This window comes from Kitasatospora sp. NPDC053057 (assembly GCF_044546945.1).
Lineage (GTDB): Bacteria > Actinomycetota > Actinomycetes > Streptomycetales > Streptomycetaceae > Kitasatospora.
The window spans coordinates 89571-103698 of the sequence record NZ_JBITZP010000011.1 but is presented as its reverse complement, the minus strand read 5'-3'; the positions used below and the strand labels follow the sequence as shown (position 1 = coordinate 103698).

The following is a 14128-nucleotide window of genomic DNA, read 5'->3' as shown; positions in this document are numbered from 1 at the left end:
GACCTTGACCTCCCTCCCCCTCACCCCGGGGGCCGGACAGGGACCACTGGGATGACCCGAGAGGGCCCGTGCCCGCGCAATCCGCGTGGCACGGGCCCTCTCGCGGTTCACTCCGGAATCTCCGGCTCCACCAGGCCACCGTTGTCCGGTGGTGCCCAGGCGCAGGCCAGCGAGCCGCCGATGAGCCCGGGCAGCAGGCCCAGGAAGAAGCCGCCGAAGTTGGCGACCGGCACGGAGAGCAGTGCGAGCAGGATCGCGGTGACGCCGGCGAAGATCCGCACCTGCTGCTGGAGCCAGAGCGTGACACCCAGCGTGATCAGCAGGCACCCGATGAGGAGTGAGCCCGCGCCCGCAGTGGTGGAGAGCGCCAGGCCGAGACCGCCCAGGTTGAGGTGGGCGTAGGGGAAGGGGAAGTAGAGGATCGGCAGGCCACCGCTGAATGTCAGCAGGCCGGCCCAGAAGGGGCGGGTGCCGCGCCAGACGCGGAACTCCCGTCGGGCTGTGGCGATCGCCTCGCGCGGCTGGGACCACGGGGCCGTGGTTCTGTTCCACACGTGGCAACTCCCTGTGCGGTCAGTGGGATTGAGACGGGCTATCGGGGTACCGGATCGGCAGGTCAGAAGCACTCGTCCCGGCCGCGCACCAGCGAAACGCCCAGACCGGGAACATCGAAGCTGCCGGCCGCTACCGCAACCGCGGTCACCCGCACGTCGGTCAGGTTGATCGAACTGGCCTGCTGTGCCGGGCTGTTGGGGTTGAAGAAGCGCGAGTCCCGATCGCCCTGGCTGATTTCGCCCTTGGTGAGCGCTCCGGCGGCGACCCCGATGTCGAGGTGATGGGCGCTCGACTGGTCGGCCGCCAAGTGCTTCGCGTCGATGAAGAACCCCTTCGCGGTGGCCGCTCGCTTGTCACCGGTGAGCCGCAGCGTGAAGGTGCCGAGCACCGGGATCGGGAAGACGGCCGACTGGCAGAGCCCGTGGATCGTGGCGGACTCGAACCCCGTCACCATGACCGGCACCGGGTCGTGCTCGCGGGTGAAGTCCACTGTGCCGTACAGGCTGAAGCCTTCGCCATGGAGCTCCTCGACGGAGAGCTTGAACTCCTCGCCGGAGATGAGGAAAGACGCGGCGAGCGCGTTCTGGGCCACCCCGGCCACGAGGGCCGCGGTGGCCGCGAGAGACGGCAGCAGGATGACGGCGAAGCGCTTCCAGCGAGTCCTGCCGAAGCGTTGCGACATGCCGTCCCTCTCTGACATGGACCGTGACTCCCGTGCGCCCGGCCGGAAGCGGGTGCACGGGAGACCGCACCGACTGCCCGAGATCGAAAAAGACCGAACACGGCCGATCATGCGGTGCAGGAAATGGCTCCGCAAACTATTCACGACCACATTGACGACCATGTCGCCGCACATCACTCCAGCGGCCCATCGGCCACGGCAACAGGGGCTCGCCGATCAGTGACGTGGCTTGGCAGGCGATCGTGTGCGGGACGCCGGGCTCGGCCGGGAACGCGAACACGCGGACGGCACGCTGATGGACGCGCTTCCGGCCAACGGCATCTCCACCTTCGGCGGCAACCCGTCCCGACGGCGGCCGCGTCTGTGGGCCCGGTGCATCGGAACTCGCCGAAAGCGACTGAGAGTTGATAGCCGTCTACCCTGCCCGATGGCCGGAATGCGGGTGCACCCGGTCCATGCCGGCCGAAGTCGCCGAAGCGGACAGCCGGGAAACGATCACCGACTCTTCCCATTCATGTCAACAATGATCGGTCCTGGCACACGGGCCGGCTCCCGGAGTCGGCGGTTTGTGCCTAGCGTTGAAGCATGGGCACCGATCCGGTGAGGTTGTTTCTCTGCGGCGACGTGATGCTCGGGCGGGGTGTCGACCAGATCCTCCCCCACCCGGGCGATCCGACCCTGCGGGAGCCGTGCGTCGGGGACGCACTGACCTACGTCGAGTCGGCGGAGGCGGTGAACGGCCCGATTCCTCGTCCGGTCGACTTCTCCTGGCCCTGGGGGGAGACCCTGCGGCTCCTCGACGATGCCGCGCCCCACGTCCGGGTGGTGAATCTGGAGACGAGCGTGACCCGGAGCGACGACTTCGCACCACGTAAGCAGGTGCACTACCGGATGGCTCCTGCCAATCTCCCCTGCCTGGCCGCGGCCCGGCCCGACGCCTGTGTGCTGGCCAACAACCATGCACTGGACTTCGGGCGCCTCGGGCTCGAAGAGACGCTCGGAACCCTGGCGCACGCGGGACTGCGGGCGGTGGGGGCGGGACGGGACGCGGGCGCGGCACGGCGGCCCGCGATCGTCCCGGTCGACGGCGGCAGGCGGGTCCTGATCTTCGCCTTCGGGACAGCGTCCAGCGGGATTCCGCCGACGTGGGCCGCGGCCAGCAACCACGCCGGCCTCGCCCTCGTATCGGAAACCTCGGACGCGGACGCCGCCGAGGTCGCCGACCGAGTACGGCGGGTGAAGCAACCGGGCGACATCGTGGTCGTATCGATCCACTGGGGGTCCAACTGGGGCTACCACGTCTCCCACGCCCAGATCCGCTTCGCGCATGCGCTGATCGACGCAGGCGTCGACGTGGTGCACGGGCACTCCTCGCACCATCCCCGTCCCGTCGAGGTCTACCGCGGGAAGCTCATCCTCTACGGCTGCGGGGACTTCATCGACGACTACGAGGGCATCTCCGGCTACGAGGAGTACCGGGACGACTTGCGCCTGCTGTACTTCGCCTCGGTCGAGCCGGACACCGGAGAGCTGGTCGGCGCGTGCATGGCGCCCGTGCAGGCTCGACAGATGCGCCTTACGCCCGCATCACACAACGACTCCCAGTGGGTACGGGAGATTCTCGACCGGGTCAGCCGCGACTTCGGCTCACGCATCGATCTCGGTCCGGACGGCATGCTCGGCCTCCGGCCGACGCGAGGAGAGCGGACGTGACCGGAGAGGCTCCTCCCGCACCCCGAGATCTCGTCCAGGCCGTCCTGCTGGCCGGGGTCCGCGACGAGCGGCTGCTCGACGCCATACGGGCGGCGCCGCGAGCAGGATTCGTCCCTGCCGAATACGTCGCCCTCGCCTGCCAGGACCGGCCTCCCGGTGCCCCGGTCACAGCAGCATCGCCTCGAACTGGAACTCGGGTGCGGTCAGTGGTTGCTCGGACCAGATGACCTTGCCGCGTGCCGTGTACCTGGTCCCCCACCGCTCGGCCAGCTGGGCCACCAGGAACAGGCCCCGGCCGCCCTCGTCCGTGGTGTCCGCGTAGCGCAGGTGGGGGGCGGTGCTGCTGGCGTCGGAGACCTCGCAGACCAGGGTGGTGTCGCGCAGCATGCGGACGCGGATGGGCTCGGTGCCGTAGCGGATGGCGTTGGTGATCAGTTCGCTGAGGATCAGCTCGGTGGTGAAGGTCAGTTCCTCCAGGTCCCAGGCGGTGAGCTGGTCGTTGCACGCGTTGCGGATGCGGGAGACGGCGGCGAAGTCGTCGGGTACGTCCCAGGTGGCCACTTGATCGGGCGCGAGCAGTTGCGTGCGTGCGACGAGGAGTGCGATGTCGTCGCTCGGACGCGGCGGGGCCAGCGCGTCGAACACGGCCCGGCAGATCTCCTCCGGGGAGGCGTCCGTCTGGGCGTCCGCCAGGGAACGGTGCAGCCCGGCGAGTCCGTTCTCCAGGTCGCGGTCGCGGCTGGTGACGAGTCCGTCGGTGTAGAGCACCAGGACGGCGCCGGGTGCCAGCTGGAGTTCGGTGGTTTCGAAGGGCAGGCCGCCCACGCCGAGTGGTGGCCCGGCGGGCAGGTCGACGAACTCCACGCTGCCGTCGGTGTGTACCAGGGCGGGCGGTGGGTGACCCGCCCGCGCCATGCTGCAGTGTCCGGAGACCGGGTCGTAGATCGCGTACAGGCAGGTGGCGCCCGTGACCGCCCGCTCGCCCTCGCCTTCGTCCTGGCCCTCGATGTCGCCTTCTCCCGCCCCCGCCTCGTCCTGGTCGAGCCGGGCGACCAGTTCGTCGAGGCGGGCGAGCAACTCGTCCGGGGACAGGTCGAGGGCGGCGAAGTTGAGGACGGCGGTGCGCAGTCGGCCCATGGTGGCCGCGGCGTGCAGGCCGTGGCCGACGACGTCGCCGACGACCAGTGCCACGCGCAAGCCGGGCAGCGGGATGACGTCGAACCAGTCCCCGCCGACCCTGCTCAGTGCCGGCAGGTAGCGGTAGGCCACCTCCAGGGCGCTCTGCTCGGGCAGTCCCCGGGGCAGCAGGCTGCGCTGCAGTGTCTCGGCCATCCGGCGTTCGCGGGTGTAACGGCGGGCGTTGTCGACGCAGATCACCGCGCGGGCGATCAGTTCCTCGGCGAATGTGACGTCCTCCGGCCCGAACGGCTCCGAGCGCCCCGCCCGCCAGAAGCTGACCGTGCCCAGGGCCAGGCCGCGCGCTTTCACCGGCGTGGAGATCAGCGAGTGGACGCCGTACGCGAGGATCCGGTCGGCGGTCTGCGGGTCGCGTGCCCGCCAGGCGTGTGCCTGACGCAGGTCGGCCACCAGCGTGGCACGCCCGCTCCCGAGGGCGGTCTCTTCCGGTGTGCCGGGCAGCGGGCTGATCTGTGAGCCCACCGGGTAGAACGGCCAGTCCTCGCGGACGCCGCCGGCGGCCACCCGGCGGATCCGCGGGCCTCCCGCGATGCCCGTGCCGGGGAGCGGCTCGTCACCGCGCAGCACCGCCTCGGCCAGCTCGACGGTGGCGAAGTCCGCGAACCGGGGAACCGCCACATCCGCCAGCTCCTGGGCGGTCCGCACGATGTCCAGGGTGGTGCCGACCCGCAGCCCGGCGTCGTAGAGCAGCTTCAGCCGGGCCCGGGCCGCCTCGGCCTGCCCGGCCAGCGCCCGCAGCTCGGTGGTGTCCCGGATCGTCGCGACGCTACCGGGCCCGCCGCCGAACGGCGCCGTGGGGCGGTTGTTGACGACGAGCAGCCGGTCCTCGGCCGGATGCACCTCGTCGGTGGCGGCCCGCCCGGACGCCAGCAGCTCGGCCAGCCCCGGATCGAGCCCGAGCTCGGTGACCGGCCGCCCCTCCACCTCGGGCGGCAGCTCCAGCAGCCGCCGGGCCTCGTCGTTCGCCAGCAGCACCCGCCCGTCCCCGCCGAGGATCAGCACGCCCTCGCGCACCGCGTGCAGCACCGCGTCGTGGTGCTCGTACATCCGTGTCATCTCGGCCGGGCCCAGGCCGTGGGTCTGGCGGCGCAGCCGCCGCCGCACCAGCACTGCCCCGCCGGTGCCCACGGCGAGCGCGGCGACCGTGCCGCCGATCAGGACCGGCAACTGCCGGCTCACCGCACTGCCCGCGTGCGCGACGGTGTAGCCGACCTGGACCAGGCCGGCGACCGAGCCGTCCGGCCTGGTGACCGGCGCGCTGCTTTCCACGACCCGTCCGATGGGCACGGTGAAGCTGATGGTGATCGGCCCCTTGAGGGCCTGCTGGTACGGGCCGACGAGGTGCTTCCCGATCAGGTCGGGCTGGGCGGTCTGGGCGTAGCGCGTCCCGTCGGGGCCGGCGAGCACGACGTAGTCGAAGCCGCCCTTCTTCATGACGTCCAGGGCCAGCGGCTGCAGCACCGCGGTCGGGTCGGCGCTGTCCAGAGCGTCCACCACCGTGGGGACCTGCGCCATGGTGACGGCCGCGGCGCGCGTGCGGTGCACGGCATCACTCGTGGCGTAGCCGCGGGCCTGCAGGATGAGCGCCGTCAGTCCGGCACCGACCAGCAGCACCACGACGACCAGCAACCACAGGAACACCTGCCCGGCGACACTGCGTGCCCACCGCCGCGAGCGCAGCCGCCCCCTGGCGGACCGGTGTTCCCCCGGTCCGCCGGGTTCCGTGCCCCCAGTGGCGTGGCTGTCCACTTTGTGCATGCAGGCCGTCCCGGCGCATCCGGGTCTCACCTCCACGCTGCCACCCCGCCCGGAGATGCGCATGCCCTGAGCGGTTGGAGGGCCGACCAGACCGCCGGGCAGGTTGGTGCCCTGGAGCCGGTGGCGCGGTGAGGGCGCCGACCGTGCCGTTCCCGCCCTGCTCCGCCCGCCCCGCCTGGAGAGCCATGACAAGGCCGCGGCGAACCCGTCCCGCACGGACGTCCGGATGATCTGTCAGGTCGTCCGGTAGCGGTGCTCCGGGCGGCCGGTGGTGCCGTACTTGAGCTCCAGCCGGACCAGCCCCTCCCGTACCAGGTACGAGAGGTAGCGCTGCGCGGTGGCGCGGGACACCCCGGTCTGCTGGCCGACCTGGGCTGCGGAGAGGTCGCAGCGGGCGCCGCGCAGTGCGGCCAGGATCAGTGCGAGCGTGGGCGCCGAGTGCCCCTTGGCGGACACGGTGGGCCGCGTGCTGGGGCGGACGGCACTGAACAGCGCGTCGACCTCGGCCTGGGCCGTGTCCGCGTCGGGGTCGAGGGCGTCCACCCGGTCGCGCAGTTCCCGGTAGGCGCCGAGGCGCTCCTCCAGGGCGGCGAAGCCGAACGGCTTGACCAGGTAGCCGGTGGCGCCGAGCTGCATCGCGCAGCGGACCGAGGCGACGTCGCTGGCCGCGGTGATCATCAGGGCGTCGGGCCTCGGCTCGGCCTCCTCGGCCACCAGCCGGCGCAGCAGGTCGAGGCCGCTACCGTCGGGCAGGTAGAGGTCGAGCAGTAGCAGATCGGGGCGCAACTCCCGGAAGGCGTCCATGGCGGCCGCCATCGAGCCGGCCTGGCCGACCACCTCGAAGCCGTCCACCCGGCCCACGTAGGCGGAGTGGATGGCGCTCACCCGGAAGTCGTCGTCGACCACCAGTGTCCTGATCACAGCGCACCTTCCAGTACTGCGGGCGCGACCGTGAACACCGCGCCGAGGGGTGCCGGGTCGTTGTCCGGCAGGGGCAGGACGACCGTGAACACCGCGCCCGGCCCTTGACTGACGGTGATGGTGCCACCGTGCTGCTGCACCAGCCGGTGGACCAGGGCCAGTCCGAGGCCGCGCCGGGCGGTGCCCCGGTCGGGGCTGGTGGACCAGCCATCCTCGAAGATCGAATCGGCGGCGCCGGACGGGATGCCGGGACCGTTGTCGGCGACCCGGAGGGTGATCGCGTGTTTCTCCTCGACCAGCGAGAGGCTGACCTCGCCGCCGTTGCCGACCGCCTCCACCGCATTGTCCAGCAGGTTGCCGACGATGGTGAGCAGCCGCTTGAGGTGGCCGGGCTGCTCGGTGAGCCGGGAGTCCTCGCTCAGGGTGATCCGTACCCCGCGCTCGGCGGCGACGGCGGTCTTGGCGACGATCAGTCCGACCATGAAGGGGTTGGCGATCCGGTCCCGGACGGCCTCGGTCCGAGCGGGTTCGCTGTGGCTGAGCTCGACGGCGTACTCCAGCGCGGCCTCGTGGTCGCCGAGTTCGAGCAGGCCGGCGAGGGTGTGCATCCGGTTGGCGAACTCGTGCTGCTGGGCACGGAGCGCATCGGTGAGGCCGCGGACGGAGTCCAGCTCGCGCAGCAGGCCGACCAGCTCGGTTCGGTCGCGGACGGTGACGACCGCGCCGAGTTCGCGGCCGTGCAACACGACCGGCATCCGGTTGACGGCCAGGCAGTGGCTGTCGGTCAGCACGGTCAGGTCGACGCCCTCCAGACTGCCGTCCAGCGCCCGGCGCAGCCGGCCGTCGGGGAGGATCTCGTCGAGCCGCGAGCCCAGGGCGGTGCCGAGGCCGAACAGCTGGCGGGCCTCGTCGTTGACCACGCTGATCCTGCCCTGCGGGTCGAAGGCGATCACGCCCTCCTTGATGCCGTGCAGCATCGCCTCGCGGTCCTGGAGCAGTCCGGCGATCTCCTCCAGCTCCAGTCCGAAGGTGGTCCGTTTGAGCCGCCGGGCCAGGACGTACGAGGCGATCGAGCCGACGGCAAGGGCGGCCGCCGCGAAGAGGCCGAAGGTGGGGAGTTCCCGGATGAGCTGGCCGACCGCCTGCTTCTCGGCGATGCCGACGGACACCTCGCCGATCACCTCGCCGGCGGAGCCGCGCAGCGGGACCCTGGCGTTGGCGGAGCGACCGGTCGCACCGTTGTCCATACCGGTGTGGGTGCGGCCGTCGAGGACGGCGATCGGCTCCTCCACGGCCTTGCCGATGAGATCCGGGAACGGGTGGGAGTGCCGGATGTGGTTCAGGCCGATGACCACCACATAGGTCGCCCCGGAGGCCTTCTCGATCCGGCTGGCGACCGTCTGGACGACGTCCCCGCCGGTTCCGTCGGCCATGGCCTGGACGATCTGGGGGTCACCGGCGGCGGTCCGGGCGATGTCGAGCGCGCGCTGCTGGTACTCGTGGTCGAGCTCGTCACGCTGCGCGTAGGTGAGCATGACGAAGCCGATGGCGCTGGTGATGGCCAGGATGAGCAGCTGGCTGACCAGGATGCGGGCCGAGAGCTTCCTGCCCTGGCCACGTCTTCGGGCCATCCGGCCACCTCCGTACCGCTCACGCCTCCTTCGCCGTGCTCTTCCGGCTCGGCGAGCGTGTAGGCGAGTGTGCCTGGTGAAACGTCGTTTGCCCAGCCCCGCGCCCGTGCGCAGAACGAGCAGAACTCGCCGCAATGTCATGAAGCCGCGCAATGTTCGCAAGACTCCCGCCGCCCCGCATGGCGGTCATATCTTCTCGGCACCACGCAACACCCCGGAAACACGGAAGGGGTGGCAGAGGAGACCAAGGAGGCGGATTCGATGGCTTCACGAAACGACGTCGCGACGAGCCCGGCCGCAGGACCAACCGATGCCCGGATCGAGATCTCGGGTGTGACGAAGCGGTTCCTGACCCCGAGCGGTGAGGCTTTCACGGCGACCCGGGATGTGAGCTTCACCGTCGAGCCGGGTCAGTTCTGCGCGGTCGTCGGACCGACCGGCTGCGGCAAGTCGACCACCCTGAGCATGGTGTCCGGCCTGGACCGCCCGAGCGAGGGCACGGTTTCGGTCGGCGGCCAGGTGGTCGACGGCATCACGGACGGCATCAGCTTCATGTTCCAGGCGGACGCACTGCTCCCCTGGAAGACCGTGCTGGGCAACGTGGCGATGGGCCCGATGTTCAAGGGCGCGGGGAAGGCCAAGGCCAACGCCGCCGCCCGGGACTGGCTGCGCCGGGTCGGCCTCGCCGGGTTCGAGGACCACCACCCGCACCAGCTCTCCGGCGGTATGCGCAAGCGTGTCGCGATGGCGGCCGCGCTGATCAACGAGCCGAAGATCCTGCTGATGGACGAGCCGTTCGGCGCCCTGGACGTCCAGACCAAAGCGATCATGCAGAACGAGCTGCTGGGCCTGTGGGAGCAGCTGCGTCCTTCGGTCATCTTCATCACCCACGACCTGGAGGAGGCCGTGGCCCTCGCCGACCGGGTGGTGGTGATGACCTCCCGCCCGGGCTCGATCAAGGCGGTCTACGACATCGACCTGCCGCGTCCGCGCGGCGCGGTGCAGGACATCCGTTTCCAGCCCCGGTTCCTCGAACTCCACCACCAGATCTGGGCCTCGCTCCGCGAGGAGGTCGAGCGCGCCTACGCCGACACGACGGGAGAGAAGAAGTCATGAGCAACGTCTCCTCCACTGTTCCGACCGGGACCAAGAGCCCGGCCAGGGACGCCACTGCCGCGAGTGCCGGGAAGCGCGCGGTTCGCAAGCGCAAGCTGCTGGTCCTGACGGCCCAGTTGGGCCTGGCCGTCTTCGTGATCGGCGGCTGGCAGCTGGTCACCACCTGGAAGTGGCTCGACCCGTTCTTCTACGGGCAGCCCAGCGGCATCGCCCAGCGCCTGGTCGACTACTTCACCGAGGGAGAGCAGGCCACCGAGTTCGGCTCGTACTGGATGCAGATCGGGACCACGCTCCGGGAGGCGGTCTTCGGATTCGCGGTCGGCACGGTCGCGGGAGTCATCCTTGGTGTCCTGCTCGGTCAGAACCGGTTCCTCTCCGACGTGTTGAGCCCGTACATCAAGATCGTGAACGCGGTTCCGCGCATCGTGCTCGGATCGATCTTCTTGGTCGCGTTCGGCCTCGGTGAGACGCCGAAGGTCCTGCTCGCGGCGGTGCTGGTGTTCTTCGTGGTCTTCTTCAACGCCTTCCAGGGTGTCCGGGAGGTCGACCGGAACATCCTCAACAACGCCCGGGTGCTGGGCGCCTCGCCGCTGCAGATCGTGCGCCACGTGGTGCTGCCCTCGGCGCTCACCTGGATCACCGCCAGCCTGCACACCGCCTTCGGGTTCGCCATCGTCGGTGCGCTGGTCGGCGAGGTGCTCGGTGCGCAGGCCGGCCTCGGCCTCGTCATCAAGACCGCTCAGAACCAGTTCGACCCCAACGGCGTGTTCGCCACGATGGCCGTCATCGCGGTCATCGTCCTGATCGCCGAGTGGCTGATCACCAAGCTGGAGCGACGGCTGCTCTCGTGGCGTCCGCCGTCTCCGTCCGAGAGCGCGGTCATCTAGTCCGCACAGCTCGCCACCCCGAGTAATCCCCCACGCACTACCTCCCCGAAGGGACAGCCATGTTCAAGCGGACTCTCACCGGCACCGTCGTCGGCGCCCTCGCCCTCGGCCTCACCCTCACCGCCTGCTCCTCCAGCGGCTCCAGGAACAGCTCGGACGCCGGCGGCACCCAGACCGTGAAGATCATGGTCGGCGGTATCGACAAGCAGATCTACCTGCCCTTCCAACTCGCCCAGCAACTCGGCTTCTACCAGAAGTACGGCGTCAACGTGGTGCTCAGCACCGAGTCCGACGCGGTCGGCGCCGAGGACGCGATGGCCTCCGGCCAGGTCGACATGGCGGGTGCCTGGTACATCCACACCATCGACTTCGCGGCGAAGGGCAAGGCGGTCGAGGACATCGTGCAGTTGTCCGGCGCGCCAGGTGAGAGAGAGATGTGCGCCAACAACAGTGGTGTCCACTCGCCGGCCGACTTCGCGGGCAAGACCCTCGGTGTCACCGACCTGGGCTCGGGCACCGACACCCTCACCGAGTTCATCGCGGCCCAGAACAAGCTCAGCACCGACCAGTACCACCGGATCGGCGTCGGCGCCGGAGCGACGGCGATCGCCGCGTTGCAGAACGGCAAGGCGGCCTGTGTGATGACCACGCAGCCCACGGTGACGGCCATTCAGAAGAGAGGCATCGGCTACTCGGCGGTCGACCTGGCCACGACCGACGGTGCCAAGGCGGCCGTGGGCGGCCTCTGGCCGTCCGCGAGCGTCCTTGCCCAGACCGACTGGGTCAACTCCCACAAGGACGCGGCCCAGAAGGTGGTCACCGCTCTGGTCGCCACCATGCAGTGGATCAACACCCACTCCGCCGCCGACATCGCCAACGCGCTGCCGCCCGCCTTCACCTCCAACGGCGCGGTGACCAAGGACGACTACATCACCGCGCTGACCCAGGACAAGGGCCAGTTCCTCCCGGACGGCATCATGCCGGCCGACGGCCCGAAGAACGCCCTGGCGACCGAGAAGCTGGTCGGTGTGAAGAACGTGGACTCGGTGGACCTGGGCAAGACCTTCACCAACGAGTTCGCCCAGGCGGCCGACAAGACTCTGGGTATCACCAGCACCTCGACCCCGGCCGGCTCCGACGGCTGACCCTCCCCCCGAGACCCTGGGCGCGCGCCTCCCTGAGAACGCGCCCAGGGTTCTCCCCTGTGCGGTTCCCGTGCCGGTCGGCGAACGGACGGCCTGCGGCGTGCTCACCGGGCGGCTGCACGTGGCGGTCGTCAGACCGCCGTCAGCCTGCCGTCGCTGTGGGCTCCAGGACTGCCTCGACATCGACCGTGACGTCGACCATGTCGCCCACGACGACACCGCCTCGGTCGACCACGTCGTTCCAACTCACGCCGAAGTCATGGCGGTTGATGCGTGATCTGGCGACGAATCCGGCCCGGCGCCTTGGTCCCAGATCCTGGCCGTCCTCCCACCAGGGGGTGTCCCACTGTCCCAGATACGTCACATCGAACGTCACGGAGCGTGCCACTCCGCGAATGGTGAGGTCGCCCGTCACCTCGAAGTCGTTCGCGCTCACCTGCCGGATGCGGGACCCGGTGAACGTCCACGTCGGATAGCGCTCGACATCGAAGAAGTCGGCGCTGCGCAGGTGGGCGTCACGGTCGGGCTGCCCGGTGTACACCTGCGTCGCGTCGATCGTCGCCTCCACCTGGGCCTTCTCCGGGTCGTCCGGGTCGATCACCAGGAAGCCGTGGACGTTCTTGAACTGTCCGCGTACGTAGGTGACCATCATGTGCCTGGCGCTGAACTCCGCCGCAGTGTGACCCGGCTCGAAGAACCATTTCGCCGTAGCCATGGCAGCTCCTCGGCATGCTTGCCCCTTCGAACACGATAGGACGGCGATGCACCGTCGGCTCGCCCGGCCCTCCGCGACGCCGACCGGTACGTGGGGATGCAGCCGGCGGTGCACAGCAACGTCCGGGTGGCCGAGACGGAGGAGGCCGCGCGGCGGGGGTGCGCATCCGAGTGTGACGCGGGCCTCAGCCCGGGAAGATCGCCTGCACTCAGAGCACGGGTGACGATCCGGTCAGTAACGAACAAATCGGGCAAACCATGCCATAAACCGTGAGCCCGCTCACACCTGAAAGGGTCCACGACGGGCGATAGTGGCGGCTCCAAGCGCCGTCCGCGACCCCCGATCGCGACATTTGCCCAGCTCAGCACGGTGCCCGACCGCACAACCCGGCCCGCGAATCAATGCCGGCCGCCCCCCGAATACGACAGCGGATCGTAGCAAGGGGGGTCTTGTCGACAACCGATCCCACCTGGCTCAATTGCTGCATCGCCACACCGGCACCTGTCCCGCCGGTGAACGGCTTTACTGCCAAGTCACGCCCCGCGACCGTCATGGCCCCTGTCCGGCCACGGTCCAGGACGGGGTGTGACTCGGCCCAACCCGATTGAGGTCTTGCTCTACATGCCCACTTTCAAGCTGCGTATGCGTACCTCTGCCGCGATTTTTGCCGGCGCCGCCGGTCTGACCGCCCTGGGTGCCGCCGTGGTCCCCACCGTGGCCTCGGCTGCGGACGCCTCCCCGCAGGCCATCGCCGCCCAGATCGTCCCGGCGAACCAGCTGGCCTCGTTCAGCCAGATCATCTCCCACGAGTCCGGCTGGAGCGTGACCGCGACCAACCCGAGCTCGGGCTCCTACGGCCTGGGCCAGGCGCTGCCGGCCTCCAAGATGGCCTCCGCCGGCGCCGACTGGAAGACCAACCCGGCCACCCAGATCAAGTGGGCGCTGGACTACATGAACTCCCGCTACGGCAGCCCGAACGCCGCCTGGGCCTTCTGGCAGAACCACCACTGGTACTAAGCCGACCCCTCGGCCAAGTACCACACCCGAGACCTTGACCATCCTCCCCCTCACCCCGGGGGCCGGACAGGGACCACTGGGATGACCCGAGAGGGCCCGTGCCCGCGCAATCCGCGTGGCACGGGCCCTCTCGCGGTTTCCTGAAATCCATCGCAGCGACCCCGGCGAAGATTCGCACCCGCCGCCGGCCAGCGGCGGGTTCATCGAACCTGCCTGCTGTTCCGGGCTGTTGGAGCTGAAGAAGCGCAATGCCCCGTCACGCGACGACCGCACGGCGCGAACAGTCGGTCACGGTCCGGCACCTTGGTTTGAGTTCACCAAAGACTTGACATTCTTTTTGCCAAAAAAATCACTTGACTGGCCATCAATTGCGATATCATTCCTATTTTTTTAATCTTCAATTTTTCGCGGATTGTGCTTGCTGATCCATGCGCTCGGATCGAGGATGGTCTGAGGGGGAATCGTAGGAAGGTTTGATCATGGGACTCCTCGAAAACCTCCGTGACCTCGGCAAGTTCAGCCGTGATGAGGACCACGGCGGCGACTTCGGTGAGCGCGGCTTCGACGAAGGAGACCGCGGCGACTTCGGCGACCGCGGCGACCGCGGCGACCGCGGCGACTATGGAGACCACGGCGACCGCGGCGGCTACGGCGGCTACGGCGACTTCGGCTACTGACGTCAGCGGTAGCCGGACGCTTCCAATCCGTTGCGGCAGCAGGCCGGGCATGCTTCGTGCCCGGCCTGTTGCCGCCCCGCCCGGTCCGTCCGACCCGCGCCACCCGGCGGGTTC

12 protein-coding genes are annotated in these 14128 nt (G+C 69.6%); 6 read left to right on the top strand and 6 right to left on the bottom strand.

Annotated elements, in window-relative coordinates; translation table 11 throughout:
• Positions 1-107: 107 nt before the first annotated feature.
• Entirely contained in the window at positions 108-554 is a 447-nt protein-coding gene (locus ACIG5E_RS14775) for a DUF6114 domain-containing protein (protein WP_396533788.1), read from the bottom strand.
• Between the two features lie 62 nt (positions 555-616).
• Positions 617-1255 (bottom strand): DUF6230 family protein, encoded by a 639-nt coding sequence (locus ACIG5E_RS14770; protein WP_396533787.1) that lies wholly within the window; start codon positions 1253-1255, stop codon positions 617-619.
• Between the two features lie 567 nt (positions 1256-1822).
• On the opposite strand from ACIG5E_RS14770, the gene ACIG5E_RS14765 reads away from it, so the two are divergent.
• Positions 1823-2950 carry a CapA family protein gene (locus ACIG5E_RS14765; RefSeq protein ID WP_396533786.1) on the top strand — a complete coding sequence of 376 codons (1128 nt, stop codon included), beginning with the start codon at positions 1823-1825 and terminating at the stop codon, positions 2948-2950.
• 165 nt (positions 2951-3115) lie between these two features.
• Here ACIG5E_RS14765 and ACIG5E_RS14760 read toward each other — a convergent pair whose 3' ends face one another.
• From ACIG5E_RS14760 to ACIG5E_RS14750, 3 genes are all read right to left on the bottom strand, one after another.
• Positions 3116-5788 carry a SpoIIE family protein phosphatase gene (locus ACIG5E_RS14760; RefSeq protein ID WP_396533785.1) on the bottom strand — a complete coding sequence of 891 codons (2673 nt, stop codon included), beginning with the start codon at positions 5786-5788 and terminating at the stop codon, positions 3116-3118.
• A gap of 351 nt (positions 5789-6139) precedes the next feature.
• Positions 6140-6826, bottom strand: coding sequence for a response regulator (locus tag ACIG5E_RS14755; RefSeq protein ID WP_396533784.1), 687 nt, complete (start codon positions 6824-6826; stop codon positions 6140-6142).
• A complete protein-coding gene (locus tag ACIG5E_RS14750; protein ID WP_396533783.1) occupies positions 6823-8457 on the bottom strand; it encodes an ATP-binding protein in 1635 nt (544 codons plus the stop codon). The genes ACIG5E_RS14755 and ACIG5E_RS14750 overlap by 4 nt, the downstream gene beginning before the upstream one ends.
• A gap of 261 nt (positions 8458-8718) precedes the next feature.
• Between ACIG5E_RS14750 and ACIG5E_RS14745 the strand changes: the two genes are divergently transcribed.
• From ACIG5E_RS14745 to ACIG5E_RS14735, 3 genes are read left to right on the top strand one after another with little or no spacing between them, the layout of a single operon-like run.
• Positions 8719-9573 carry an ABC transporter ATP-binding protein gene (locus ACIG5E_RS14745; RefSeq protein WP_396533782.1) on the top strand — a complete coding sequence of 285 codons (855 nt, stop codon included), beginning with the start codon at positions 8719-8721 and terminating at the stop codon, positions 9571-9573.
• Complete coding sequence (locus tag ACIG5E_RS14740) at positions 9570-10460, top strand: ABC transporter permease (protein WP_396533781.1); 891 nt, start codon at positions 9570-9572, stop codon at positions 10458-10460. The genes ACIG5E_RS14745 and ACIG5E_RS14740 overlap by 4 nt, the downstream gene beginning before the upstream one ends.
• Before the next feature lie 59 nt (positions 10461-10519).
• Positions 10520-11605, top strand: coding sequence for an ABC transporter substrate-binding protein (locus ACIG5E_RS14735; RefSeq protein ID WP_396533780.1), 1086 nt, complete (start codon positions 10520-10522; stop codon positions 11603-11605).
• 142 nt (positions 11606-11747) lie between these two features.
• Here ACIG5E_RS14735 and ACIG5E_RS14730 read toward each other — a convergent pair whose 3' ends face one another.
• Positions 11748-12320: a YceI family protein gene (locus tag ACIG5E_RS14730; protein WP_396533779.1), complete on the bottom strand. Its 573-nt coding sequence runs from the start codon at positions 12318-12320 to the stop codon at positions 11748-11750.
• 642 nt (positions 12321-12962) lie between these two features.
• Between ACIG5E_RS14730 and ACIG5E_RS14725 the strand changes: the two genes are divergently transcribed.
• Positions 12963-13337 (top strand): transglycosylase SLT domain-containing protein, encoded by a 375-nt coding sequence (locus ACIG5E_RS14725; protein WP_396533778.1) that lies wholly within the window; start codon positions 12963-12965, stop codon positions 13335-13337.
• Between the two features lie 479 nt (positions 13338-13816).
• A complete protein-coding gene (locus ACIG5E_RS14720; protein ID WP_396533777.1) occupies positions 13817-14014 on the top strand; it encodes a hypothetical protein in 198 nt (65 codons plus the stop codon).
• The last annotated feature ends 114 nt before the right edge of the window (positions 14015-14128 follow it).

What these genes read in the sequence shown, in the direction of transcription:
- ACIG5E_RS14725 (WP_396533778.1), top strand. Translation starts at nt 12,963, where the DNA reads ATGCGTACCTCTGCCGCGATTTTTGCCGGCGCCGCCGGTCTGACCGCC.
- ACIG5E_RS14765 (WP_396533786.1), top strand. Translation starts at nt 1,823, where the DNA reads ATGGGCACCGATCCGGTGAGGTTGTTTCTCTGCGGCGACGTGATGCTC.
- ACIG5E_RS14770 (WP_396533787.1), bottom strand. Translation starts at nt 1,255, where the DNA reads ATGTCAGAGAGGGACGGCATGTCGCAACGCTTCGGCAGGACTCGCTGG.
- ACIG5E_RS14720 (WP_396533777.1), top strand. Translation starts at nt 13,817, where the DNA reads ATGGGACTCCTCGAAAACCTCCGTGACCTCGGCAAGTTCAGCCGTGAT.
- ACIG5E_RS14735 (WP_396533780.1), top strand. Translation starts at nt 10,520, where the DNA reads ATGTTCAAGCGGACTCTCACCGGCACCGTCGTCGGCGCCCTCGCCCTC.
- ACIG5E_RS14730 (WP_396533779.1), bottom strand. Translation starts at nt 12,320, where the DNA reads ATGGCTACGGCGAAATGGTTCTTCGAGCCGGGTCACACTGCGGCGGAG.
- ACIG5E_RS14740 (WP_396533781.1), top strand. Translation starts at nt 9,570, where the DNA reads ATGAGCAACGTCTCCTCCACTGTTCCGACCGGGACCAAGAGCCCGGCC.
- ACIG5E_RS14750 (WP_396533783.1), bottom strand. Translation starts at nt 8,457, where the DNA reads ATGGCCCGAAGACGTGGCCAGGGCAGGAAGCTCTCGGCCCGCATCCTG.
- ACIG5E_RS14745 (WP_396533782.1), top strand. Translation starts at nt 8,719, where the DNA reads ATGGCTTCACGAAACGACGTCGCGACGAGCCCGGCCGCAGGACCAACC.